The organism is Pseudomonas kitaguniensis (assembly GCF_049199985.1).
Lineage (GTDB): Bacteria > Pseudomonadota > Gammaproteobacteria > Pseudomonadales > Pseudomonadaceae > Aquipseudomonas > Aquipseudomonas kitaguniensis.
On record NZ_JBLZPT010000014.1, the window covers coordinates 108,117 to 132,776 of the forward strand.

General features: G+C 54.8%; 26 protein-coding genes and 4 tRNA genes. All 30 read right to left on the reverse strand.

Annotated features, from left to right (window positions below; all coding sequences use genetic code 11):
- Window positions 1-5: 5 nt before the first annotated feature.
- Window positions 6-272, reverse strand: a complete 267-nt coding sequence (gene rpsQ / locus ACOZK9_RS18080; protein WP_003176419.1) for a 30S ribosomal protein S17 — start codon at window positions 270-272, stop codon at window positions 6-8.
- 2 nt (window positions 273-274) lie between these two features.
- Complete coding sequence (rpmC, locus tag ACOZK9_RS18085) at window positions 275-466, reverse strand: 50S ribosomal protein L29 (RefSeq protein WP_002555481.1); 192 nt, start codon at window positions 464-466, stop codon at window positions 275-277.
- Window positions 466-879: a 50S ribosomal protein L16 gene (rplP, locus tag ACOZK9_RS18090; protein WP_003232424.1), complete on the reverse strand. Its 414-nt coding sequence runs from the start codon at window positions 877-879 to the stop codon at window positions 466-468. The genes rpmC and rplP overlap by 1 nt, the downstream gene beginning before the upstream one ends.
- A gap of 12 nt (window positions 880-891) precedes the next feature.
- Window positions 892-1,578, reverse strand: a complete 687-nt coding sequence (gene rpsC, locus ACOZK9_RS18095) for a 30S ribosomal protein S3 (RefSeq protein ID WP_003176422.1) — start codon at window positions 1,576-1,578, stop codon at window positions 892-894.
- 13 nt (window positions 1,579-1,591) lie between these two features.
- A complete protein-coding gene (gene rplV, locus ACOZK9_RS18100) occupies window positions 1,592-1,924 on the reverse strand; it encodes a 50S ribosomal protein L22 (protein WP_003210077.1) in 333 nt (110 codons plus the stop codon).
- Window positions 1,925-1,935: 11 nt separating this feature from the next.
- Window positions 1,936-2,211 carry a 30S ribosomal protein S19 gene (rpsS, locus tag ACOZK9_RS18105; RefSeq protein WP_003232420.1) on the reverse strand — a complete coding sequence of 92 codons (276 nt, stop codon included), beginning with the start codon at window positions 2,209-2,211 and terminating at the stop codon, window positions 1,936-1,938.
- 16 nt (window positions 2,212-2,227) lie between these two features.
- Entirely contained in the window at window positions 2,228-3,052 is an 825-nt protein-coding gene (gene rplB, locus ACOZK9_RS18110; protein ID WP_003176423.1) for a 50S ribosomal protein L2, read from the reverse strand.
- Between the two features lie 14 nt (window positions 3,053-3,066).
- On the reverse strand, window positions 3,067-3,366 hold the full coding sequence (rplW, locus tag ACOZK9_RS18115) for a 50S ribosomal protein L23 (RefSeq protein WP_002555488.1): 300 nt from the start codon (window positions 3,364-3,366) through the stop codon (window positions 3,067-3,069).
- A complete protein-coding gene (rplD, locus tag ACOZK9_RS18120; RefSeq protein WP_058414071.1) occupies window positions 3,363-3,965 on the reverse strand; it encodes a 50S ribosomal protein L4 in 603 nt (200 codons plus the stop codon). Before rplD ends, rplW begins: the two co-directional genes overlap by 4 nt.
- A 12-nt stretch (window positions 3,966-3,977) precedes the next feature.
- Complete coding sequence (rplC, locus tag ACOZK9_RS18125; protein WP_003194649.1) at window positions 3,978-4,613, reverse strand: 50S ribosomal protein L3; 636 nt, start codon at window positions 4,611-4,613, stop codon at window positions 3,978-3,980.
- Window positions 4,614-4,694: 81 nt separating this feature from the next.
- The gene (gene rpsJ / locus ACOZK9_RS18130; protein ID WP_003186070.1) at window positions 4,695-5,006 is read right to left on the reverse strand and encodes a 30S ribosomal protein S10; all 312 of its coding nucleotides are present in this window, start codon (window positions 5,004-5,006) and stop codon (window positions 4,695-4,697) included.
- A gap of 159 nt (window positions 5,007-5,165) precedes the next feature.
- Window positions 5,166-6,359, reverse strand: coding sequence for an elongation factor Tu (gene tuf, locus ACOZK9_RS18135; protein ID WP_003176426.1), 1,194 nt, complete (start codon window positions 6,357-6,359; stop codon window positions 5,166-5,168).
- A gap of 30 nt (window positions 6,360-6,389) precedes the next feature.
- On the reverse strand, window positions 6,390-8,495 hold the full coding sequence (fusA, locus tag ACOZK9_RS18140) for an elongation factor G (protein WP_250948627.1): 2,106 nt from the start codon (window positions 8,493-8,495) through the stop codon (window positions 6,390-6,392).
- 30 nt (window positions 8,496-8,525) lie between these two features.
- Window positions 8,526-8,996 carry a 30S ribosomal protein S7 gene (rpsG, locus tag ACOZK9_RS18145; RefSeq protein WP_002555493.1) on the reverse strand — a complete coding sequence of 157 codons (471 nt, stop codon included), beginning with the start codon at window positions 8,994-8,996 and terminating at the stop codon, window positions 8,526-8,528.
- A gap of 118 nt (window positions 8,997-9,114) precedes the next feature.
- Window positions 9,115-9,486, reverse strand: a complete 372-nt coding sequence (gene rpsL, locus ACOZK9_RS18150; RefSeq protein WP_002555494.1) for a 30S ribosomal protein S12 — start codon at window positions 9,484-9,486, stop codon at window positions 9,115-9,117.
- Between the two features lie 216 nt (window positions 9,487-9,702).
- Window positions 9,703-13,902: a DNA-directed RNA polymerase subunit beta' gene (gene rpoC, locus ACOZK9_RS18155; protein WP_058414070.1), complete on the reverse strand. Its 4,200-nt coding sequence runs from the start codon at window positions 13,900-13,902 to the stop codon at window positions 9,703-9,705.
- A gap of 64 nt (window positions 13,903-13,966) precedes the next feature.
- Complete coding sequence (gene rpoB / locus ACOZK9_RS18160) at window positions 13,967-18,040, reverse strand: DNA-directed RNA polymerase subunit beta (RefSeq protein ID WP_058414069.1); 4,074 nt, start codon at window positions 18,038-18,040, stop codon at window positions 13,967-13,969.
- Window positions 18,041-18,260: 220 nt separating this feature from the next.
- Entirely contained in the window at window positions 18,261-18,626 is a 366-nt protein-coding gene (gene rplL, locus ACOZK9_RS18165; RefSeq protein ID WP_058414068.1) for a 50S ribosomal protein L7/L12, read from the reverse strand.
- A 78-nt stretch (window positions 18,627-18,704) separates the two neighbouring features.
- Window positions 18,705-19,205, reverse strand: coding sequence for a 50S ribosomal protein L10 (gene rplJ / locus ACOZK9_RS18170; protein ID WP_048724894.1), 501 nt, complete (start codon window positions 19,203-19,205; stop codon window positions 18,705-18,707).
- 199 nt (window positions 19,206-19,404) lie between these two features.
- Window positions 19,405-20,100, reverse strand: coding sequence for a 50S ribosomal protein L1 (gene rplA / locus ACOZK9_RS18175; protein ID WP_003232403.1), 696 nt, complete (start codon window positions 20,098-20,100; stop codon window positions 19,405-19,407).
- The gene (gene rplK, locus ACOZK9_RS18180) at window positions 20,100-20,531 is read right to left on the reverse strand and encodes a 50S ribosomal protein L11 (RefSeq protein ID WP_003176435.1); all 432 of its coding nucleotides are present in this window, start codon (window positions 20,529-20,531) and stop codon (window positions 20,100-20,102) included. The genes rplA and rplK overlap by 1 nt, the downstream gene beginning before the upstream one ends.
- Before the next feature lie 117 nt (window positions 20,532-20,648).
- Entirely contained in the window at window positions 20,649-21,182 is a 534-nt protein-coding gene (nusG, locus tag ACOZK9_RS18185; protein WP_003176436.1) for a transcription termination/antitermination protein NusG, read from the reverse strand.
- 9 nt (window positions 21,183-21,191) lie between these two features.
- Window positions 21,192-21,560 carry a preprotein translocase subunit SecE gene (gene secE, locus ACOZK9_RS18190; protein WP_058414067.1) on the reverse strand — a complete coding sequence of 123 codons (369 nt, stop codon included), beginning with the start codon at window positions 21,558-21,560 and terminating at the stop codon, window positions 21,192-21,194.
- Between the two features lie 45 nt (window positions 21,561-21,605).
- Window positions 21,606-21,681, reverse strand: a tRNA-Trp gene (locus ACOZK9_RS18195).
- A gap of 161 nt (window positions 21,682-21,842) precedes the next feature.
- Window positions 21,843-21,918 (reverse strand) — tRNA-Thr (locus tag ACOZK9_RS18200).
- A 26-nt stretch (window positions 21,919-21,944) separates the two neighbouring features.
- Window positions 21,945-22,018 (reverse strand) — tRNA-Gly (locus ACOZK9_RS18205).
- A gap of 24 nt (window positions 22,019-22,042) precedes the next feature.
- Window positions 22,043-22,127 (reverse strand) — tRNA-Tyr (locus tag ACOZK9_RS18210).
- 143 nt (window positions 22,128-22,270) lie between these two features.
- Window positions 22,271-22,717, reverse strand: coding sequence for a hypothetical protein (locus ACOZK9_RS18215; RefSeq protein ID WP_421556297.1), 447 nt, complete (start codon window positions 22,715-22,717; stop codon window positions 22,271-22,273).
- A 7-nt stretch (window positions 22,718-22,724) separates the two neighbouring features.
- Window positions 22,725-23,474: a pantothenate kinase gene (locus ACOZK9_RS18220; RefSeq protein ID WP_122250401.1), complete on the reverse strand. Its 750-nt coding sequence runs from the start codon at window positions 23,472-23,474 to the stop codon at window positions 22,725-22,727.
- Entirely contained in the window at window positions 23,464-24,423 is a 960-nt protein-coding gene (gene birA, locus ACOZK9_RS18225) for a bifunctional biotin--[acetyl-CoA-carboxylase] ligase/biotin operon repressor BirA (RefSeq protein WP_421556298.1), read from the reverse strand. Before birA ends, ACOZK9_RS18220 begins: the two co-directional genes overlap by 11 nt.
- Between the last annotated feature and the right edge of the window lie 237 nt (window positions 24,424-24,660).

Genomic DNA, 24,660 nt, shown 5'->3' on the forward strand with positions numbered 1-24,660 from the left:
AGTCCTTAGACTTCCACAGCGCGTTCGAGAACATCAACCAGTGCCCAAGACTTGGTCTTGGCCAGCGGACGAGTTTCACGAATAGTGACTTTGTCGCCGATGTGGCACTGGTTGGTTTCGTCGTGCGCGTGCAGCTTAGTCGAACGCTTAACATATTTACCGTAGATCGGGTGCTTAACGCGACGCTCGATCAAAACGGTGATGGTTTTGTCCATCTTGTCGCTGACAACACGGCCAGTCAGCGTACGGACAGTCTTTTCGGCTTCAGCCATGATCACTTACCTGCCTGCTGGTTGAGCACAGTCTTCACGCGAGCGATGTCACGTTTAACTTGCGAGAGCAGATGAGACTGCCCCAACTGGCCAGTTGCTTTCTGCATACGCAGATTGAACTGGTCGCGCAGCAGGCCGAGCAGTTGCTCGTTCAGCTGCTGTGCGGATTTTTCACGAAGTTCATTCGCTTTCATCACATCACCGTCCGTTTAACAAAGGCGGTGGCGAGCGGCAGCTTTGCAGCAGCCAGGGCAAAAGCCTCACGCGCCAGCTCTTCAGTTACACCCTCGATTTCATACAGGACTTTGCCTGGCTGAATCTGGGCAACCCAGTATTCCACGTTACCCTTACCTTTACCCATCCGAACTTCGAGGGGCTTTTTGGAGATAGGCTTGTCCGGGAATACACGGATCCAGATCTTGCCGCCACGTTTAACGTGACGGGTCAGTGCACGACGCGCTGATTCGATCTGACGAGCGGTGAGACGACCACGAGCTACAGACTTCAGCGCGAACTCGCCGAAGCTGACTTTGCTACCGCGCTGAGCCAGGCCACGGTTGTGACCTGTCATCTGCTTGCGGAACTTCGTACGCTTTGGTTGCAACATTTGGCGTACCCCTTACTTAGCAGCTTTTTTACGAGGCGCTGGTGCTTGTGGTTTCAGTTCTTCTTGGCGACCACCAATTACTTCGCCTTTGAAGATCCAAACCTTTACACCGATCACACCGTAAGTGGTGTGAGCTTCGTAGTTGGCATAGTCGATGTCGGCACGCAGGGTGTGCAGTGGCACACGACCTTCGCGATACCATTCAGTACGTGCGATTTCAGCACCGCCGAGACGACCGCTCACTTGGATTTTGATGCCTTTGGCACCAATGCGCATGGCGTTCTGTACGGCGCGCTTCATAGCGCGACGGAACATTACACGACGCTCCAGCTGCTGAGCTACGCTCTGCGCAACCAGCATACCGTCGAGCTCCGGCTTACGGATCTCTTCGATATTGATGTGCACAGGCACACCCATTTGCTTGGTCAGGTCCTGACGCAGTTTCTCAACATCTTCACCTTTCTTCCCGATAACGATACCTGGACGAGCGGTGTGGATGGTGATACGTGCAGTTTGTGCCGGACGATGAATATCGATACGGCTTACGGACGCGCTTTTTAGTTTGTCTTGGAGATACTCACGCACCTTCAGATCAGCGAACAAATAGTCCGCATAAGTCCGACCGTCTGCGTACCAGACGGAGGTGTGCTCCTTGACGATTCCCAGGCGAATGCCAATGGGATGTACTTTCTGACCCATCTCTTCGACTCCGTTACTTGTCAGCAACCTTGACAGTGATATGGCAAGACCGCTTGACGATGCGATCAGCACGGCCTTTGGCACGCGGCATGATACGCTTCAGCGAACGCCCTTCGTTGACGAAAACGGTGCTGACCTTAAGGTCATCAACGTCTGCGCCTTCGTTATGCTCGGCGTTGGCTACGGCCGACTCCAGCACTTTCTTGATGATCTCGGCGGCTTTCTTACTGCTGAAAGCCAACAGGTTGAGCGCTTCGCCCACCTTCTTCCCGCGGATCTGGTCGGCGACCAAGCGGGCTTTCTGGGCGGAGATTCGAGCGCCCGACAACTTAGCGGCTACTTCCATTTCCTAACCCCTTAACGCTTGGCTTTCTTGTCTGCCACGTGCCCACGATAAGTGCGGGTACCGGCAAACTCGCCTAGTTTGTGGCCGACCATGTCTTCGTTCACGAGAACTGGGACGTGAAGGCGACCGTTGTGTACTGCGATGGTCAAACCGACCATTTGTGGCAGGATCATCGAACGACGCGACCAGGTTTTCACCGGTTTGCGATCGTTCTTTTCCGCCGCCACTTCGATCTTCTTCAGTAGGTGAAGATCAATAAAAGGACCTTTTTTCAGAGAACGTGGCACTGTCGTATCCCTCTATTTACTTGCGACGACGGACGATCATTTTGTCGGTACGCTTATTACCACGAGTCTTCGCGCCCTTAGTCGGGAAGCCCCATGGCGATACCGGATGACGACCACCAGAGGTACGACCTTCACCACCACCGTGTGGGTGGTCAACCGGGTTCATGGCAACACCACGAACGGTTGGGCGAACGCCACGCCAGCGTTTGGCACCAGCTTTACCCAGCGAACGCAGGCTGTGCTCGGAGTTCGAGACTTCACCCAGGGTCGCGCGGCATTCAGCCAGCACTTTACGCATCTCACCAGAACGCAGACGCAGGGTCACGTAGACACCTTCACGAGCGATCAGCTGAGCCGAAGCACCAGCGGAACGAGCGATTTGCGCGCCTTTACCTGGCTTCAATTCGATGCCGTGTACGGTGCTACCAACTGGAATGTTGCGCAGTTGCAGAGCGTTGCCCGGCTTGATCGGTGCCAAAGCACCTGCGATCAGCTGGTCACCAGCACTCACGCCTTTAGGGGCGATGATGTAGCGACGCTCGCCATCTGCGTACAGCAGCAGAGCGATGTGAGCAGTACGGTTTGGATCGTATTCAATACGCTCGACAGTGGCAGAGATGCCATCTTTGTCGTTGCGACGGAAATCGACCAGACGATAATGCTGCTTATGGCCACCACCGATGTGACGAGTGGTAATACGACCATTGTTGTTACGACCACCAGTCTTCGATTTTTTCTCGAGCAGCGGTGCGTGAGGAGCGCCTTTATGCAGCTCCTGGTTGACCACCTTGACCACAAAACGGCGGCCAGGGGAAGTCGGTTTGCATTTAACGATTGCCATGATGCACCCCTTCCTTACTCAGCACTGCTGCTGAAATCGAGATCTTGGCCTGGCTGAAGGGAGATAACTGCCTTCTTCCAGTCATTACGCTTGCCCAGACCGCGAGCAGTGCGCTTGCTCTTACCCAGAACATTCAGGGTAGTAACACGCTCTACTTTCACGCTGAACAGGCTTTCGACGGCCTTCTTGATTTCCAGCTTGGTTGCGTCAGTTGCAACCTTGAAAACGAACTGGCCTTTCTTGTCAGCCAGAACCGTAGCCTTTTCGGAAACGTGCGGGCCAAGCAGAACTTTAAATACGCGTTCCTGGTTCATCCCAGCAGCTCCTCGAATTTCTTCACGGCCGACACGGTGATCAACACCTTGTCGTATGCGATCAGACTAACTGGGTCGGAACCTTGCACGTCACGTACATCGACGTGTGGCAGGTTGCGAGCAGCCAGGTACAGGTTCTGATCAACAGCTTCAGACACGATTAGAACGTCGGTCAGATTCATGTTGTTCAGCTTGCCCAACAGATCTTTGGTTTTTGGACCATCAACAGCGAAGTCCTGAACCACGACCAGACGATCAGTACGCACGAGTTCAGCAAGGATGGAGCGCAGTGCTGCGCGGTACATCTTCTTGTTGAGCTTCTGAGTGTGATCCTGTGGACGCGCTGCGAAAGTGGTACCGCCGCCACGCCAGATTGGGCTACGGATAGTACCGGCACGAGCACGGCCAGTACCCTTCTGACGCCAAGGGCGCTTACCGCCACCACGAACGTCGGAACGGGTCTTTTGCTGCTTGCTACCTTGACGGCCGCCGGCCATGTAGGCCACAACTGCTTGGTGAACCAGCGTCTCGTTGAACTCGCCGCCAAACGTCAGTTCGGAAACTTCGATCGCTTGAGCGTCATTTACATTTAATTGCATGTCAGCTTCCCCTTAACCGCGAGCCTTGGCCGCTGGACGTACAACCAGGTTGCCGCCAGTAGCGCCAGGAACAGCACCCTTGACCAACAACAGATTGCGTTCAGCGTCGACGCGCACTACTTCGAGGGACTGCACGGTCACGCGCTCAGCGCCCATATGACCGGACATTTTTTTGCCCTTGAATACACGACCAGGAGTCTGGCACTGGCCAATAGAGCCCGGGACGCGGTGGGAAACGGAGTTACCGTGAGTGTTGTCTTGACCACGGAAATTCCAACGCTTGATCGTACCCTGGAAGCCTTTACCCTTGGACTGACCGGTTACATCAACCAGTTGACCAGCGGCGAAGATTTCAGCGTTGATCAGATCGCCAGCCTGGTAGTCGCCATCTTCAAGACGGAACTCCATAACAGTACGACCAGCTGCAACGTTTGCTTTAGCGAAGTGACCTGCTTGAGCAGCAGTCACGCGCGAAGCACGACGCTCGCCGACAGTGACTTGCACTGCACGATAGCCATCGGTTTCTTCAGTTTTGAACTGGGTGACGCGATTCGGCTCGATCTCAATGACCGTAACCGGAATGGAGACACCTTCTTCGGTGAAAATACGGGTCATACCGCATTTACGACCGACTACACCAATAGTCATGTTGTAAACCTCATGAGTGTACGGGGCTTTCACCCGCTATGGCCGCCCATTTCAGAGCGTTACACGACTAAGACCCAAGTCTTAGCCGAGGCTGATCTGTACTTCCACACCGGCCGCCAGATCAAGCTTCATAAGTGCATCAACGGTTTTATCCGTTGGCTGGACGATGTCCAGTACGCGCTTATGAGTGCGGATCTCGTACTGGTCACGCGCGTCTTTGTTGACGTGCGGGGAGACCAGAACGGTGAACCGCTCTTTACGGGTAGGCAGTGGAATTGGACCACGCACTTGAGCACCAGTACGTTTCGCGGTTTCCACGATTTCCTGGGTGGATTGGTCGATCAGGCGATGGTCAAAAGCCTTCAACCTGATACGGATTTGCTGATTTTGCATTGGATTTCAGACTCCGGCTGCTATTCCCAGCGAGCGCAATACGCCCGTTAAAAGGAGGCGCAATTCTATAGACGGCCCTGATAGGTGTCAACCCAATAAAAAAGGCCCCCGCTGAGCGGGGGCCTTTTCAAAACATCAGAGCTATCTCAGAAGAGATAATTACTCGATGATTTTAGCTACAACGCCAGCACCAACGGTACGGCCGCCTTCACGGATTGCGAAACGCAGACCGTCTTCCATAGCGATGGTTTTGATCAGGGTGACAACCATTTTGATGTTGTCGCCTGGCATTACCATTTCTACGCCTTCCGGCAGTTCGCAGTTACCGGTTACGTCGGTAGTACGGAAGTAGAACTGTGGACGGTAGCCTTTGAAGAACGGAGTGTGACGACCGCCTTCTTCTTTGCTCAGCACGTACACTTCAGCTTCGAACTTGGTGTGCGGCTTAACCGAACCTGGCTTAACCAGAACCTGGCCACGCTCAACGTCGTCACGCTTGGTACCACGCAGCAGAACGCCGCAGTTCTCGCCTGCACGACCTTCGTCGAGCAGTTTACGGAACATTTCAACACCGGTGCAGGTGGTGACGGTAGTGTCACGCAGACCAACGATTTCCAGTGGATCTTGAACCTTAACGATACCGCGCTCGATACGACCAGTTACAACAGTACCGCGACCAGAGATCGAGAATACGTCTTCGATTGGCATAAGGAACGGCTTGTCGATAACACGAACTGGATCTGGGATGTAGCTGTCCAGAGTCTCAACCAGTTTACGAACGGACGTGGTGCCCATTTCGTTATCGTCTTTGCCTTCCAGAGCCATACGAGCAGAACCGATGATGATCGGAGTGTCGTCGCCTGGGAAGTCGTAAGTGCTCAGCAGATCGCGCACTTCCATCTCAACCAGTTCCAGCAGCTCAGCGTCGTCTACCAGGTCAGCCTTGTTCAGGTAAACCACGATGTACGGAACGCCAACCTGACGGGACAGCAGGATGTGCTCACGGGTTTGTGGCATCGGACCATCAGCGGCCGAGCAAACCAGAATAGCGCCGTCCATTTGAGCAGCACCGGTGATCATGTTCTTCACATAGTCAGCGTGACCTGGGCAGTCAACGTGAGCGTAGTGACGGATCAGCGAGTTGTATTCAACGTGCGCGGTGTTGATGGTGATACCACGAGCTTTTTCTTCTGGTGCGCTGTCGATTTTATCGAAATCAACGATTGCGGAACCGAATACTTCGGAGCAAACGCGAGTCAGAGCAGCAGTCAGAGTGGTTTTACCGTGGTCAACGTGACCGATGGTGCCAACGTTGACGTGCGGTAGGGAACGATCAAATTTTTCTTTAGCCACGACAATTAACTCCTTGCCTAAAGGACTGAATCAGCCTTGTTTTTTGGATACAGTTTCAGCGATATGCGCCGGAGCTGTGTTGTATTTTTTGAATTCCATAGAGTAGCTTGCGCGACCCTGGGACATGGAGCGAACGTCGGTCGCATAACCGAACATCTCACCCAACGGAACCTCGGCGCGAATCACTTTGCCGGAAACCGTGTCTTCCATACCCAAGATCATGCCGCGACGACGGTTAAGGTCGCCCATGACATCACCCATATAGTCTTCAGGTGTAACAACTTCTACCGCCATGATTGGCTCAAGCAACTCACCACCGCCCTTCTGGGCCAGTTGCTTGGTTGCCATGGAAGCAGCCACCTTAAACGCCATCTCGTTGGAGTCGACGTCGTGGTAAGAACCGTCAAAAACGGTTGCTTTCAGGCCGATCAGCGGATAGCCGGCAACAACACCGTTCTTCATCTGCTCTTCGATACCCTTCTGGATAGCAGGGATGTATTCCTTGGGAACAACACCACCGACTACTTCGTTCACGAATTGCAGACCTTCCTGACCTTCGTCAGCAGGCGCAAAACGGATCCAGCAGTGACCGAACTGACCACGACCGCCGGACTGACGAACGAACTTGCCTTCGATTTCACAGTTCTTCGTGATGCGCTCACGATAGGAAACCTGAGGCTTACCGATGTTGGCTTCGACGTTGAACTCACGGCGCATCCGGTCAACCAGGATGTCCAGGTGCAGCTCGCCCATGCCGGAGATGATCGTTTGACCAGTCTCTTCATCAGTTTTGACGCGGAAAGATGGATCTTCCTGAGCAAGTTTGCCCAGAGCGATACCCATTTTTTCCTGGTCATCCTTGGTCTTGGGCTCAACGGCAACCGAAATAACCGGCTCCGGGAAGTCCATACGAACCAGGATGATTGGCTTGTCAGCGTTGCACAAGGTTTCACCGGTGGTGACGTCCTTCATGCCGATCAAGGCCGCGATGTCACCAGCGCGTACTTCCTTGATCTCTTCGCGGGCGTTTGCGTGCATTTGCACCATACGACCCACACGCTCTTTCTTGCCTTTAACCGAGTTGATCACGCCGTCGCCGGAGTTCAACACGCCCGAGTAAACGCGGACGAAGGTCAAGGTACCCACGAATGGGTCAGTGGCAATTTTAAATGCCAGAGCGGAGAACGGTTCAGCGTCGTCTGCATGACGCTCCAGCTCGATAGTCTCGTCATCCGGGTCAGTACCCTTGATGGCAGGAATATCAACCGGTGCCGGCAGGTAGTCGATCACAGCATCGAGAACCAGGGGAACGCCCTTGTTCTTGAACGAGGAACCGCAAACAGCCAAGACGATCTCACCAGCGATAGTACGCTGACGCAGAGCAGCCTTGATTTCCACGTTGGTGAGTTCTTCACCTTCGAGGTACTTGTTCATCAGCTCTTCGCTGGCTTCGGCCGCAGCTTCAACCATGTTGTTGCGCCATTCGTCAGCCAGTTCCTGCAGTTCAGCAGGGATAGGCTTGCGAACAGGAACCATACCTTTGTCAGCATCGTTCCAGTAAACAGCTTCCATGGTCAGCAGATCGATCTGGCCCTGGAAATTGTCTTCGGAACCGATAGCCAACTGGATTGGCACCGGGGTGTGACCCAAGCGCTGCTTGATCTGACCGATCACGCGCAGGAAGTTCGCACCGGCACGGTCCATCTTGTTGACGTAAACAAGACGTGGAACGCCGTATTTGTTGGCTTGACGCCATACGGTTTCCGACTGAGGCTCAACGCCCGAGGTACCGCAGAACACAACGACAGCGCCGTCGAGTACGCGCAGGGAACGTTCAACTTCAATGGTGAAGTCTACGTGGCCCGGGGTATCGATTACGTTGAAGCGGTGCTCGTCTTTGTACTGCTTCTCGGAACCTTTCCAGAAGGCGGTAATAGCAGCAGAAGTAATGGTAATACCACGCTCCTGCTCCTGAACCATCCAGTCTGTGGTCGCGGCGCCGTCATGCACCTCGCCCATCTTGTGACTTTTGCCGGTGTAAAAAAGGACGCGCTCGGTGGTGGTGGTTTTACCAGCATCCACGTGAGCGACGATACCGATGTTACGGTAGCGACTAATCGGAGTAGTACGAGCCATAAAGCCCTCGCAAAATTAGTGAAGCTGGAATTAGAAGCGGTAGTGCGAGAAAGCTTTGTTAGCTTCAGCCATACGGTGCACGTCTTCACGCTTCTTAACAGCAGCACCTTTACCTTCAGCAGCGTCCAACAGTTCGCCAGCCAAACGCAGGGCCATAGACTTCTCGCCGCGCTTACGGGCGAAGTCTACCAACCAGCGCATTGCCAGAGCGTTACGACGGGACGGGCGAACTTCAACCGGAACCTGGTAAGTAGCACCGCCTACACGGCGCGACTTCACTTCGACCAGCGGAGCGATGGCGTCGAGAGCTTTCTCGAAGATTTCCAGGGGGTCGCTGTTCTTGCGTTCTTTAACCTTTTCCAGCGCGCCATAAACGATACGTTCGGCAACGGCTTTCTTGCCGCTTTCCATCACGTGGTTCATGAACTTGGCCAGAATTTGGCTTCCGTATTTTGGATCGTCAAGCACTTCGCGCTTGGCTGCTACGCGTCTTCTTGGCATGGATAAGCCCTCAAACGGTCTTCAGGTTCGCTCGGAATCGGTGCCCTTTCGGGACGCCTCCGACCTTACTCTTATCGACTCAGAAAATAAGATGATTCAGTTTTACAAAAAGCCGCTACTACTTAGGCTTCTTGGTACCGTACTTCGAACGACCCTGGTTACGACCTTTAACGCCGGAAGTATCCAAGGAGCCGCGTACGGTGTGATAACGAACACCTGGCAAGTCTTTTACACGACCGCCGCGGATCAGTACCACGCTGTGCTCTTGCAGGTTGTGACCTTCACCACCGATGTACGAGGAAACCTCGAAACCGTTGGTCAGGCGCACACGGCATACTTTACGCAGTGCCGAGTTAGGTTTTTTCGGCGTAGTGGTATACACGCGAGTGCATACGCCACGACGTTGCGGGCAGTTCTGCAGCGCAGGCACGTCGGATTTCTCGACGATACGCTTACGCGGCTGACGTACCAGCTGGTTGATAGTTGCCATCTACTAGCTCCACTGTTGTCTTGCGACGCTATTGTCTTGCAAGAAAAGCAAAATGGCAGGAACGAATTCCCGCCAAATTTAGGGGTACAAGAGTCTAAAGAGGATCTTGCCCCCAGTCAAGGCAAGGCCCCGACCTCCCCACGCGTCGAACCGGGGCAATAGTGCCTCGATCCGACGAATGGGGCTGCCAGGGCCCAGACTTATTTATCGCAGAACTCAGTTACCGCTTGAGTTCAGCGCTTCGGTCAGTGCAGCTTCCACTTCACTGGCGCTTACGCGCAACGGCTTGTCAGCATCACGGCGGCGCTTGCGCTCGCTGTGGTAAGCCAAACCGGTACCTGCCGGGATCAGACGACCCACGACTACGTTTTCTTTCAGGCCGCGCAGGTAATCGCGCTTGCCGGTTACCGCTGCTTCGGTCAGTACGCGAGTGGTCTCCTGGAAGGAGGCCGCCGAGATGAACGACTCAGTGGACAACGACGCCTTGGTGATACCCAGCAGAACACGAGTGAACTTGGAGACAAACTTGTCATCCGCGCCCAGACGTTCGTTCTCGACCAATACGTGAGTCAGTTCCATCTGGTCGCCCTTGATGAAACTCGAATCGCCGGATTCAGCGATTTCAACTTTACGCAGCATCTGACGCAGGATGGTCTCGATGTGCTTATCGTTGATCTTCACGCCTTGCAGACGGTAAACGTCCTGGATCTCGTTAACGATGTACTTGGCCAGCGCACTCACACCCAGCAGACGCAGGATGTCATGTGGATCGCTCGGGCCGTCGGAGATAACTTCGCCGCGGTTTACCTGTTCGCCTTCGAAGACGTTCAGGTGACGCCACTTCGGAATCAGCTCTTCATACGGATCGCTACCGTCGTTCGGGGTAATGACCAGACGGCGCTTGCCCTTGGTCTCTTTACCGAACGCGATGGTGCCGCTGACTTCAGCCAGAATCGACGCTTCTTTCGGACGACGAGCTTCGAACAAGTCGGCAACACGCGGCAGACCACCGGTGATGTCACGGGTCTTCGAAGTTTCTTGCGGGATACGCGCGATAACATCACCGATCGCGATCTTCGCACCGTCCGCTACACCGACCAGGGCGTTGGCTGGCAGGAAGTACTGAGCGATTACGTCAGTGCCTGGCAGCAACAGATCCTTGCCGTTGTCATCGACCATCTTCACGGCAGGACGGATGTCTTTACCGGCAGCTGGACGATCTTTCGCGTCGAGTACTTCAATGTTGGTCATACCGGTCAATTCGTCAGTCTGACGCTTGATCGTGATGCCTTCTTCCATGCCCACGTAGGTCACGGTACCTTTCATTTCGGTAACGATTGGGTGAGTGTGCGGATCCCACTTGGCCACGATTGCGCCAGCGTCGACCTTGTCACCTTCTTTAACCGAAATCACAGCACCGTACGGCAGCTTGTAGCGCTCACGCTCACGACCGTAGTCATCAGCGATCGCCAGCTCACCGGAACGGGACACAGCCACCAGGCAACCATCCACTCGCTCAACGTGTTTCAGGTTGTGCAGACGGACAGTACCGCCATTCTTCACCTGAACGCTGTCGGCTGCGGAAGTCCGGCTTGCCGCACCACCGATGTGGAACGTACGCATAGTCAGCTGGGTACCCGGCTCACCGATGGACTGGGCAGCGATAACGCCGACCGCTTCACCGATGTTCACCTGGTGACCACGAGCCAAATCACGGCCGTAGCACTTGGCGCAAATGCCGTAGCGGGTTTCGCAGCTGATCGGCGAGCGAACAATCACTTCGTCGATGCTGTTGAGTTCGATGAACTCGACCCACTTTTCGTCTACCAGAGTGCCCGCAGGAACAATGATTTCTTCGGTGCCAGGCTTGAATACGTCACGGGCGATTACTCGACCCAGTACGCGCTCACCCAATGGCTCAACAACGTCGCCGCCTTCGATGTGCGGAGTCATCAGCAGACCGTGTTCGGTACCGCAGTCAACTTCAGTCACAACCAAGTCTTGCGCAACGTCTACCAGACGACGCGTCAGGTAACCGGAGTTAGCGGTTTTCAACGCGGTATCCGCCAGACCTTTACGAGCACCGTGAGTGGAGATGAAGTACTGAAGTACGCTCAAACCTTCACGGAAGTTCGCAGTAATCGGCGTTTCGATGATGGAGCCGTCCGGCTTGGCCATCAGGCCACGCATACCGGCGAGCTGACGGATCTGCGCAGCAGAACCCCGTGCGCCCGAGTCGGCCATCATGTACATCGAGTTGAACGACTCTTGATCGACTTCTACGCCATGACGGTCGATAACCTTCTCTTTCGAGAGGTTAGCCATCATTGCCTTCGACACTTCGTCGTTGGCCTTGGACCAAAGGTCGATCACTTTGTTGTACTTCTCGCCCTGGGTTACCAGGCCGGAGGCGTACTGGCTTTCGATTTCTTTCACTTCATCGGTAGCAGCACCGATGATCTGAGCTTTTTCATCCGGGATAACGAAGTCGTTAACACCGATGGAAACGCCGGAAATGGTCGAATAAGCGAAGCCGGTGTACATCAACTGGTCAGCGAAGATCACGGTCTCTTTCAAACCAACCACGCGGTAGCATTGGTTGATCAGCTTGGAGATCGCCTTTTTCTTCATCGGCAGGTTGACGACGTCGTACGACAGACCTTTTGGCACAACTTGATACAGCAGCGCACGGCCGACGGTAGTGTCGACGATACGGGTGCCGCTCACGCTGCCGCCGTCACGGTCGTTGACCGTTTCGTTGATCCGCACTTTAACCTTGGCGTGCAGTGCGGCTTCGCCGGCACGGAACACACGGTCAACTTCTTGCAGGTCAGCGAATACGCGGCCTTCGCCTTTGGCGTTGATCGCTTCGCGAGTCATGTAGTACAGACCCAATACAACGTCCTGCGACGGCACGATGATTGGCTCACCGTTGGCTGGCGACAGAATGTTGTTGGTCGACATCATCAACGCACGCGCTTCCAACTGGGCTTCCAGTGTCAGCGGTACGTGCACGGCCATTTGGTCGCCGTCGAAGTCGGCGTTGTACGCAGCACAGACCAGAGGGTGCAGCTGAATAGCCTTGCCTTCGATCAGTACCGGTTCAAACGCCTGGATACCCAGACGGTGAAGGGTCGGTGCACGGTTGAGGAGAACCGGGTGTTCGCGAATCACTTCAGCAAGAACGTCCCAAACCTCTGGCAGTTCGCGCTCGACCATTTTCTTGGCCGCTTTGATGGTGGTCGCGAGACCGCGCATTTCCAGCTTGCCGAAGATGAATGGCTTGAACAGCTCAAGTGCCATCTTCTTGGGCAGACCGCACTGGTGCAGACGCAGGGTCGGGCCTACGGTAATTACCGAACGACCGGAGTAGTCAACACGCTTACCGAGCAAGTTCTGACGGAAACGACCTTGCTTACCCTTGATCATGTCAGCCAGGGATTTCAGAGGACGCTTGTTCGAACCGGTGATAGCGCGGCCACGACGGCCGTTGTCGAGCAAGGCATCGACGGCTTCTTGCAACATACGCTTTTCGTTGCGCACGATGATGTCCGGAGCGGACAGATCAAGCAGACGCTTCAAGCGGTTGTTACGGTTGATCACGCGGCGGTACAGGTCGTTGAGGTCGGAAGTCGCGAAGCGACCGCCATCCAACGGTACCAGCGGACGCAAGTCTGGCGGCAGAACCGGCAGAACGGTCAGCACCATCCACTCTGGCAAGTTGCCGGAACCCTGGAAGGCTTCCATCAACTTCAGACGCTTGGACAGCTTCTTGATTTTGGTTTCGGAGTTGGTTTGCGGAATTTCTTCACGCAGACGGCCAATCTCGTGTTCCAGGTCGATAGCGTGCAGCAGTTCACGGACAGCTTCGGCACCCATGCGGGCATCAAAGTCGTCACCGAACTCTTCCAGCGCTTCGAAGTACTGCTCGTCGTTGAGCAACTGACCTTTTTCAAGGGTGGTCATGCCTGGATCGATAACGACGTAGCTCTCGAAGTAGAGAACACGTTCGATGTCGCGCAGGGTCATGTCCATCAGCAAGCCGATACGGGACGGCAGCGATTTCAGGAACCAGATGTGAGCAACCGGCGAAGCCAGCTCGATGTGCGCCATGCGCTCACGACGAACTTTAGCCAGCGCGACTTCAACGCCGCACTTCTCGCAGATCACACCACGGTGCTTCAAGCGCTTGTACTTACCGCACAGGCACTCGTAATCCTTTACCGGGCCAAAGATCTTGGCGCAGAACAGGCCGTCACGCTCAGGTTTGAACGTACGGTAGTTGATGGTTTCCGGCTTTTTAACTTCACCGAACGACCACGAACGGATCATCTCAGGCGATGCCAACCCAATACGGATGGCGTCGAACTCTTCGACTTGACCCTGGTTTTTCAGCAAATTCAGTAGGTCTTTCAAGGCCTTTCCTCCTGGCGGAGCAGAGAGCGGGCTAAACAGCCCCGCTCTCGATTCGCGTCACGTGTTATTCGGTTTCCAGATCGATATCGATGCCGAGGGAACGAATTTCTTTGATCAACACGTTGAAAGACTCGGGCATGCCCGGCTCCATACGGTGATCGCCGTCCACGATGTTTTTGTACATCTTGGTCCGACCGTTCACATCGTCCGACTTCACTGTGAGCATTTCTTGCAGAGTGTAAGCAGCACCGTATGCTTCCAGTGCCCAGACCTCCATCTCCCCGAAACGCTGACCACCGAACTGAGCCTTACCACCCAGCGGCTGCTGGGTAACCAGGCTGTACGAACCGGTAGAACGAGCGTGCATCTTATCGTCTACCAAGTGGTTCAGCTTCAGCATGTACATGTAGCCAACTGTAACCGGACGCTCAAACTTGTTGCCGGTACGGCCGTCGAACAACTGCATCTGGCCGCTTTCTGGCAGGTCTGCCAGTTTCAGCATGGCCTTGATTTCGCTTTCCTTGGCACCGTCGAACACCGGGGTAGCCATTGGAACGCCGCCGCGCAGGTTCTTCGCCAAATCCAGAATTTCCTGGTCGGTGAAGGTGTCCAGCTCTTCGTTGCGACCGCCGATCTCGTTGTAGATCTCGTGCAGGAACTTGCGCAGGTCAGCAACCTTGCGCTGCTCTTCGATCATACGATTGATCTTCTCGCCCAGCCCTTTAGCCGCAAGGCCCAGGTGAGTTTCAAGGATCTGACCAACGTTCATACGCGAAGGTACGCCCAACGGGTTGAGGACGACGTCGACCGGTGTGCCATTGGCATCGTGCGGCATGTCTTCAACCGGCATGATCACAGAGACCACACCTTTGTTACCGTGACGACCGGCCATCTTGTCGCCCGGCTGGATGCGGCGACGGATTGCCAGGTAAACCTTGACGATTTTCAGCACGCCTGGAGCCAGGTCATCGCCCTGCTGCAGTTTGCGCTTCTTGTCTTCGAACTTGTCGTCCAGCAGACGGCGACGATCAACGATGTAGGCCTGAGCCTTCTCGAGCTGCTCGTTCAGAGCATCTTCAGCCATGCGCAGTTTGAACCACTGGCCGTGCTCAAGACCGTCGAGTACTTCGTCGGTGATGTCCTGACCTTTCTTCAGACCTGCGCCGCCTTCAGCCTTGTGGCCTACCAGGGCGGAACGCAGACGTTCGAAGGTCGCGCCTTCAACGATACGGAACTCTTCGTTCAGGTCCTTGCGGATCTCGTCGAGTTGAGTCTTCTCGATGGACAGTGCACGAGCATCACGCTCAACGCCGTCACGGGTGAAGACCTGTACGTCGATGACAGTGCCCTTGGTACCAGTAGGTACACGCAGGGAAGTGTCTTTAACGTCGCTGGCTTTTTCACCGAAGATGGCACGCAGCAGCTTTTCTTCCGGCGTCAGTTGGGTCTCGCCTTTCGGAGTGACCTTACCCACCAGAATGTCGCCTGCGCCAACTTCAGCACCTACGTAAACGATACCGGCTTCGTCCAGCTTGTTCAGCGCAGCTTCACCCACGTTCGGGATGTCTGCGGTGATTTCCTCTGGCCCAAGCTTGGTGTCACGCGCCACACAGGTCAGTTCCTGAATGTGGATCGTGGTGAAGCGATCTTCCTGAACCACACGCTCGGACAGGCAGATGGAGTCTTCGAAGTTGTAACCGTTCCAGGCCATGAACGCGATGCGCATGTTCTGACCCAGTGCCAGCTCACCCATATCGGTGGAAGGACCGTCAGCCATGATGTCGCTGCGCTGAACCCGATCACCCTTGCTCACCAGCGGACGCTGGTTGATGCAGGTGTTCTGGTTGGAGCGGGTGTATTTGGTCAGGTTGTAGATGTCGACACCGGCTTCGCCAGTTTCAACTTCGTCATCAGCAACACGCACCACGATACGGCTGGCATCAACCGAGTCGATCACGCCGCCACGGCGAGCCACGACGCAAACGCCGGAGTCACGGGCTACGTTACGCTCCATGCCGGTACCTACCAGCGGCTTGTCAGCGCGCAGGGTCGGTACAGCTTGACGCTGCATGTTGGAACCCATCAACGCACGGTTGGCGTCATCGTGTTCCAGGAACGGGATCAGCGACGCAGCAACCGAAACTACCTGCTTGGGCGATACGTCCATCAAGGTGACGTCTTCCGGCGCCTTGACGGTGAACTCGTTCAAGTGACGAACAGCTACCAACTCGTCGATCAGGACTTTCTTGTCGTTCATCGTGGCCGAAGCCTGAGCGATCACGTGATCAGCTTCTTCGATGGCGGACAGGAACACGATCTCGTCGGTGACCAGAGCGTCTTTCACCACGCGGTACGGGCTCTCAAGGAAGCCGTACTGGTTGGTGCGCGCATAAGCGGCCAGGGAGTTGATCAGACCAATGTTCGGACCTTCCGGCGTTTCGATCGGGCAAACACGACCGTAGTGCGTAGGGTGTACGTCACGAACTTCGAAGCCTGCACGCTCACGCGTCAAGCCGCCCGGGCCCAGTGCAGAAACACGGCGCTTGTGGGTGATCTCGGAGAGCGGGTTGTTCTGGTCCATAAACTGCGAGAGCTGGCTGGAACCGAAGAACTCTTTCACCGCGGCAGCCACTGGCTTCGCGTTGATCAGGTCTTGCGGCATCAAGCCTTCGCTTTCAGCCATCGACAGACGCTCTTTGACCGCACGCTCTACACGTACCAGGCCAACGCGGAACTGGTTCTCGGCCATTTCGCCTACGCAGCGAACACGACGGTTACCCAGGTGGTCGATGTCATCGACGATGCCTTTACCGTTACGGATGTCGACCAGAGTCTTCAGTACCGCGACGATGTCTTCCTTGCACAACACGCCCGAACCTTCGATCTCGGTGCGACCGATACGACGGTTGAACTTCATCCGGCCGACCGCAGACAGGTCATAGCGCTCTGGGCTGAAGAACAGGTTGTTGAACAGGGTCTCGGCAGCGTCTTTGGTGGGTGGCTCGCCAGGACGCATCATGCGATAGATTTCGACCAGCGCTTCCAATTGGTTGCTGGTGGAGTCGATCTTCAGAGTGTCGGAGACGAACGGGCCGCAGTCGATGTCGTTGGTGTACAGCGTCTCGATGCGAACAACCTGAGCCTTGGCGATTTTTGCCAGGATCTCGGTGTTCAGCTCGGTGTTGCACTCAGCCAGGATTTCGCCGGTAGCCGGGTGAACGATGACCTTGGCGGTGGTGCGGCCGAGGACGTAGTCCAAAGGCACGTCCAGCGACTTGATACCGGCTTTCTCGATCTGATTGATGTGGCGCGCGGTAATACGACGACCGGCCTCAACAATCACTTTGCCGTTTTCATCCTGGATATCCAGGACGGCAATTTCACCACGCAGACGCGAAGCAATCAGCTCCAGGCTGAGGGTTTCATCCTTCAGGCTGAATACGTTAGTGGTGTAGAAAGCGTCCAGCACTTGCTCAGTGGTATAGCCGAGCGCGCGCAGCAGTACCGAGGCCGGCAGCTTGCGACGACGGTCGATACGCACAAACACGCAGTCTTTCGGGTCGAACTCGAAGTCCAACCACGAACCGCGGTACGGAATGATCCGCGCGGAGTACAGCAGCTTACCGGAGCTGTGCGTCTTGCCGCGGTCGTGGTCGAAGAACACGCCCGGGGAACGGTGCAGCTGGGAAACGATAACGCGCTCGGTACCGTTGATAACGAAGGTACCGTTTTCAGTCATCAACGGGATTTCGCCCATGTAGACTTCTTGCTCTTTGATGTCCTTGATCGCTTTGTTCGACGATTCTTTGTCGAAAATGATCAGACGGACTTTTACCCGCAAAGGTACGGCGTACGTAACACCGCGCAACACGCATTCTTTGACATCAAATGCCGGTTCGCCCAGGCGATAACCGACGTACTCCAGCGCAGCATTGCCGGAGTAGCTGATGATCGGGAAAACGGATTTGAAGGCCGCATGCAGGCCCACGTCGCGGAACTGATCTTTAGTCGCTCCCGCTTGCAAGAATTCACGATACGAATCCAGCTGGATAGCCAGAAGGTACGGGACATCCATGACGTCCGGCAACTTGCTAAAGTCCTTGCGGATACGTTTTTTCTCAGTATATGAGTAAGCCATCAGCGTTCCCCAGCTTGGTCACCTGCTTGTTTGGCCCCTCCCGACGGGAACAGCCAGAAAATCTCGCAAACCCCATGGTTTGCACCACCGCATCGGGTGGCTACAGCGCGTTAGTGGCGGCGACCGAGTCGACAGCCAAGAACGGAAAAAGGCCGGTGGCAAGAGCCACCAGCCATCAGCCTTCAGCTTAACGCTTGGGCTGGAGACGCAAAGTCGATACTTATTTCAGCTCGACTTTAGCGCCTGCTTCTTCCAGAGCAGCCTTGGCTTTGTCGCCAGCGTCTTTCGACACAGCTTCCAGAACCATGCTAGGAGCAGCGTCAACTACAGCCTTGGCTTCTTTCAGGCCCAGACCGGTCAGTTCACGAACTGCCTTGATCACGTTTACTTTCTTCTCGCCGGATTCCAACAGCATAACGTTGAATTCGGTTTGCTCTTCAGCAACAGCAGCAACAGCGGCTGGGCCAGCAGAAGCAGCGGCAGCGGAAACGCCGAATTTTTCTTCGAAAGCTTTGATCAGCTCAACAACCTGCAGAACCGACATTTCAGCTACGGCGTTGAGGATATCTTCTTGGGAGATAGACATTACTGTATTTCCTGAATTGGGGGACGGCCTACGCGGCCATCGAAATAAACAAAAATACGCGAAAGGAGATGCTCAGCCTTAGGCTGCGGCAGCTTCTTTTTGCTCGCGAACTGCGGCCAGAGTACGAGCCAACTTGCTGGTAGCGCCTTGAATCACGCTCATCAGCTGAGAAATAGCTTCGTTACGGGTCGGCAGTGTTGCCAGTACGTCGATTTGGTTAGCTGCGAGGAACTTGCCCTCGAACGCAGCTGCCTTGATCTCGAACTTATCCTGACCCTTGGCGAATTCCTTGAACAAACGGGCAGCAGCGCCAGGATGGTCAGTGGAGAACGCAATCAGGGTCGGGCCTGTGAACACGTCGTTGAGAACACTGTAATCAGTGCCAGCAACAGCGCGCTTGAGCAGGGTGTTACGTACAACACGTACGTATACGCCAGCTTCACGAGCCTCTTTACGGAGTCCGGTCATAGCGCTTACTGTCACACCACGGGCATCAGCCACGACAGCGGACAGAGCAGCTTTGGCAGCCTCGTTGACTTCAGCGACGATGGCCTTCTTGTCTTCGAGATTAATTGCCACGGGTTTAACTCCTGCTTGTTACCGTTTCATCTGGCCGAAGCCGGATGTCGTTTTGGTGTCTGATTCGGTAAGGAACCGGGAGCACCATCTGCGTAGGCTTGAGGTTTAAGACTTGCGCCGCCTACGGTCTTGGATAGCCCCCGCCAGGCAGGGACCCCAATTTTTTCAATTGGCGCGATTTCTCGCACCAATGTGTGTCTTATACGTCCAGCGAGCCTTGGTCGATGACCAGACCTGGGCCCATAGTGGTGCTCAGGGTAACGCGCTTGACGTAGATACCTTTCGAGGAAGCTGGCTTGATACGCTTCAGATCAGCGATCAGGGCTTCAACGTTTTCCTTCAGCTTGACGGCATCAAAGCCGACTTTGCCAACGGAGGTGTGAATGATGCCGTTTTTGTCGGTGCGATAACGAACCTGACCAGCCTTGGCGTTTTTAACCGCGGTAGCTACGTCTGGCGTTACGGTGCCGACTTTAGGGTTAGGCATCAGGCCACGTGGACCGAGGATCTGACCCAACTGACCTACAACGCGCATTGCATCCGGGGATGCGATCACTACGTCATAGTTCAGGTCGCCGCCTTTCATTTCGGCAGCCAGGTCGTCCATACCAACGCGATCGGCGCCGGCGGCCAGAGCAGCTTCAGCTGCCGGGCCTTGGGTGAAGACAGCTACACGTACAGTCTTGCCAGTACCGTGTGGCAGCACAGTAGCGCTACGAACGACCTGGTCGGATTTACGTGGGTCAACACCCAGGTTTACAGCAACGTCAACAGACTCGCTGAACTTGACAGTCGACAGCTCGGTCAGCAAAGCAGCGGCGTCTACAAAGTTGTAGGCCTTGCCTGCTTCGATTTTGCCGGCGATAGCCTTTTGGCGCTTGGTCAGCTTAGCCATTACACACCCTCCACGTTAAGGCCCATGCTACGAGCAGAACCGGCGATGGTACGCACGGCTGCATCCATATCAGCTGCAGTCAGATCCGCGTTTTTGGTTTTCGCGATTTCTTCCAGCTGAGCACGAGTTACGGTGCCAACCTTAACGGTGTTAGGACGAGCGGAACCGCTGGTCAGACCTGCAGCTTTCTTCAACAAAACCGAAGCCGGGGTCGACTTGGTTTCGAAAGTGAAGCTACGGTCGCTGTATACAGTGATGATCACTGGAGTCGGCAGACCTGGCTCAAGACCCTGAGTACGGGCGTTGAAGGCCTTGCAGAATTCCATGATGTTCACGCCGTGCTGACCCAAAGCTGGGCCGACGGGTGGACTTGGGTTGGCCTGAGCGGCCTTCACTTGCAGCTTGATGTAAGCGGTAATCTTCTTGGCCATGAGGCACTCCAATTACGGGTTCAAGCGCCTCGAAAGGCTCCCCGGTTACTTGCGCGTTTATCCCAGTGACGACAAAACCCCACAGCCTAAGGCTGCGGGGTTGGGATGCTTTCTCAGCTAGACCTTCTCGACCTGGCTGAACTCCAGCTCTACCGGAGTAGAGCGACCGAAAATGAGCACCGCCACTTGGATCCGGCTCTTTTCGTAGTTAACTTCTTCGACGGTACCGTTAAAATCAGCAAACGGACCATCTGTGACACGAACAACCTCACCCGGCTCGAACAACGTCTTCGGCTTGGGCTTGTCGCTGCCATCAGCAACACGACGCAGAATTGCTTCTGCCTCTTTGTCAGTGATCGGAGCAGGCTTATCAGCAGTACCGCCGATGAAACCCATAACACGAGGAGTGTCCTTGACCAAGTGCCAAGTACCTTCATTCATGTCCATCTGAACCAGCACGTAGCCAGGGAAGAACTTACGTTCACTCTTGCGCTTCTGGCCATTCCGCATTTCAACCACTTCTTCAGTGGGAACCAGAATTTCGCCGAAGCCATCTTCCATTCCTGCGAGCTTTACGCGCTCCAGCAAAGAGCGCATAACATGCTTCTCGTAACCGGAGTAAGCATGCACAACGTACCAACGCTTAGCCACGGGACACCCTTAGCCAACAATCAAGGAAACAAGCCAGCCTAGCAGGGAATCAAGCCCCCACAACAGCAACGCCATAACCAGAACAACAGCCACAACAATCAACGTGGTCTGCGTGGTTTCTTGGCGAGTCGGCCAAACGACTTTACGAATTTCGGTGCGCGCTTCCTTTACGAGAACCGCGAAAGACTTGCCTTTTGCAGTCTGCAGGCCTACAAAAACAGCCACAGCAGCAAGAGCAAGCAAAGCAAGTACACGGTACAGGATCGGCGAAGCAGAGTAGTACTGATTGCCAACAACGCCTACGACCACCAATGCGACTACAGCGAGCCACTTGACCAGATCGAAACGAGAGCTTTGAGCTTCAGCCTTAGGAGTCATCTATGAAGATCCTGTGAAAAGAAAGCCAGACACACCACGTGAATCTGGCAGGTCAGGAGGGAATCGAACCCCCAACCTACGGTTTTGGAGACCGTCGCTCTGCCAATTGAGCTACTGACCTAAAACAAAATCAGGCCGACCATTATGCAGGCCTGAAAAAGACTTTACAACAACCAACCCCAATAGACCCGAAATCACCCGGAAACACGACCAGGAGAAACAAATTCAAGCCGAGGCAGCCGTTAAAACAAAGGCAGATATTTTCATATCTGCCTTGTTATATGGAGCTCTTGAGCGGATTTGAACCGCTGACCTCACCCTTACCAAGGGTGTGCTCTACCAACTGAGCTACAAGAGCAAAACACCATGCACAACCTGCAAACTTGGAGCGGGTAGCGGGAATCGAACCCGCATCATCAGCTTGGAAGGCTGAGGTTCTACCACTAAACTATACCCGCGGAGCTTGCAGCTCACGCTAAAAATGGTGGAGGGGGAAGGATTCGAACCTTCGAAGTCGTAGACGTCAGATTTACAGTCTGATCCCTTTGGCCGCTCGGGAACCCCTCCTAAGCGAGCCGGCATTCTACATCACGCCGACCTTCTGTCAAGCATTTTCTCATTAAAAAATATGAGGTTAGCTGCGTTGACCTTCGCTTCACCGTGCTGACCGAAAAGGTCTTCACTGCGAAGCGGGCGCCATTCTATGCAAACTATTGGAGAGTTGCAACGCCTTCGCACAACATTATTTTATGTTTTAACTCATTGAATTCCTTAGCAAGGTTTTCAAAGGACAGATCGTCAGCCAAGCGCCTGCTATCAGGCGCCACACGCAACCAATAGCCAGATGCATCAGGTGCATTGAGCATCTGCACCTTTACCTTTATATCCAGGCTAATAAGGCGCTGCTCCAGCGACTGCGCTTGCCGCTGATCCGCAAAGCCGCCGATGTATAAGCAGGTATTTTGCGCATCGGCGGCTTTTGCTCGATCTCGCCGCACCACAGGGTCTGACGATTCACTCAGCAATCGAATATCCTGCTGTGAGCCACGGTAGAGGCTTAGAGGAGTCACGTCTTTGGCGCGCAACGGCGCCTCCTGGTGATGCCAAATGTAATAGAAGACGTTAAGAACAAGCAGAAGTAAAAACAACCAACGCATAAACACCTCAGGACAAAGGGCACGCCATGGCCAACCCCACAAACACCAGGTCTGGAACCAAGCGCGCCTGCGGCACAGCATCCGCGACCAAGTCAGCATCCCCCCCAGTGAGGAAAACCGTGAATTCATCCCCCCAATAGCGCCGGGCCAGCTCAAGCTGGGTCAATACAAACCCTCTAAGCATAAGCGTACAGCCACGCTCTACGGCTTCTACGGTGGTTCGACCCGGAGATAGCTGCTCCAGGGCTTGCTCAGCCGCCGCATCATCGTATCGAATCTTGCGCGTATGGGTTCGCAATTGGTTGCGCATGAGGGGCATACCCGGGCATATGAAGCCGCCAAGATGCTCACCGTCAGCAGCAATAAAATCCGCCGTCGCGGCCGTGCCGAAATCCAACACCAGGCAAGCACCCGAGGCCAACTTGAACCCGCCGAGCATTGCCAGCCAACGATCAAGGCCAAGACGCTCGAATGCCTCATAGCCGTTACGCACTCCAGCCATTTCTCGAGCCGAGGCAGCGCAGGCCACGGTGACGCCAAAAGCTGCTTGCAACGCCTCAACCAATTGAGCAGTCTCTTGCGCTGCGCGAACGCTCACCAAACGGCAGCGTGTCAGCACCAAGCCCGGAACAGCTACCAGACTCTCAATCAAAGCGAGATCCGAACCTACAACGCCTTCTGCAGACGCAGCAGCCTTATCTGAATCAAGCACGCGCCACTTAATAAAGCTATTCCCACAGTCGAGCTCAAGAATCATCACGCAGCCTCAGGCTTAACTCACCACCACTGTATATCTTCTCGATACCCTCAACACTCAATCGCAAGGCGCCCTGGTGGTCGACACCCAGCACAATCCCATCTATCTGGTGAACGCCGGCTATCAGGGACACAGCCTTGCCCTGCCACAAATGGTTTTGCTCCCACTCCTCCTGGAGCGCCGAAAACCCAAACGCCTTATGCCTGCCCAGGTAATCTTTCAGGTGCAGCCCGAGCTGCGCCACCAAATAGTTTCGGTCAACCGACGCACCTTTCTCGATGCCGACCGACGTCCATTGCTGATCAATCTCAGCAGATTTCTGCATATTTACATTGATGCCTATTCCGAGCACTACGTGACAAATATCAGCAGGATCCCCTACTAACTCGAGCAAAATTCCGGCAATTTTTTTCTTCCCGACCAACACGTCATTTGGCCACTTCAGGGCCACGTCCTTCACACCCACCGCCCGTAAAGCCTGCATGACCGCCAAGCCTACAACCAGGCTAAGACCCTCCAGTTGGCGCAGACCACCCTCAACACGCAATACAAGGCTGTAATACACATTCTGCGCAAAGGGGCTCACCCACTTGCGGCCCCGTCGCCCCCTGCCCGCTGTTTGCTGCTCGGCCAGCACCAGGAATGGCGCAACACAGTCAGCCTCAACCAAGCGCAACGCCTGGGCATTGGTGGAATCAATGGAGTCTGAGATATGAACAGGCCAGCCCAAATCAGGCGTATGCAGCGCAATTTCTTCAGCATTCAACAGCGTCAGAGGCGACGCTAACTGGTACCCACGGCCACGGACTTTATGGATGGGTAAATTCAACTCTGCCTCAAGGTGCTGGAGCTGCTTCCAGACAGCACTGCGACTAACACCCAATGCGGCACCCAGTGCTTCTCCGGAATGGAATCGGCCGTCTTTTAGAAGTTTTAACAACGTCAGCATGCAAGTATCGCCTCACAATGAGGCCCGCATGATAGCCATGCACAAGGCCATTGCATAGAAAGGCAGGGATTTAGCATTGAAGGAAGCGGCAAAGCGCCTCACTCACTTTTCGACCGCCCAAAACAAAACCCCTGTTTGCGTTAGCAAACAGGGGTTCTGGAATTTAATCTTGACGATGACCTACTCTCACATGGGGAAACCCCACACTACCATCGGCGATGCATCGTTTCACTACTG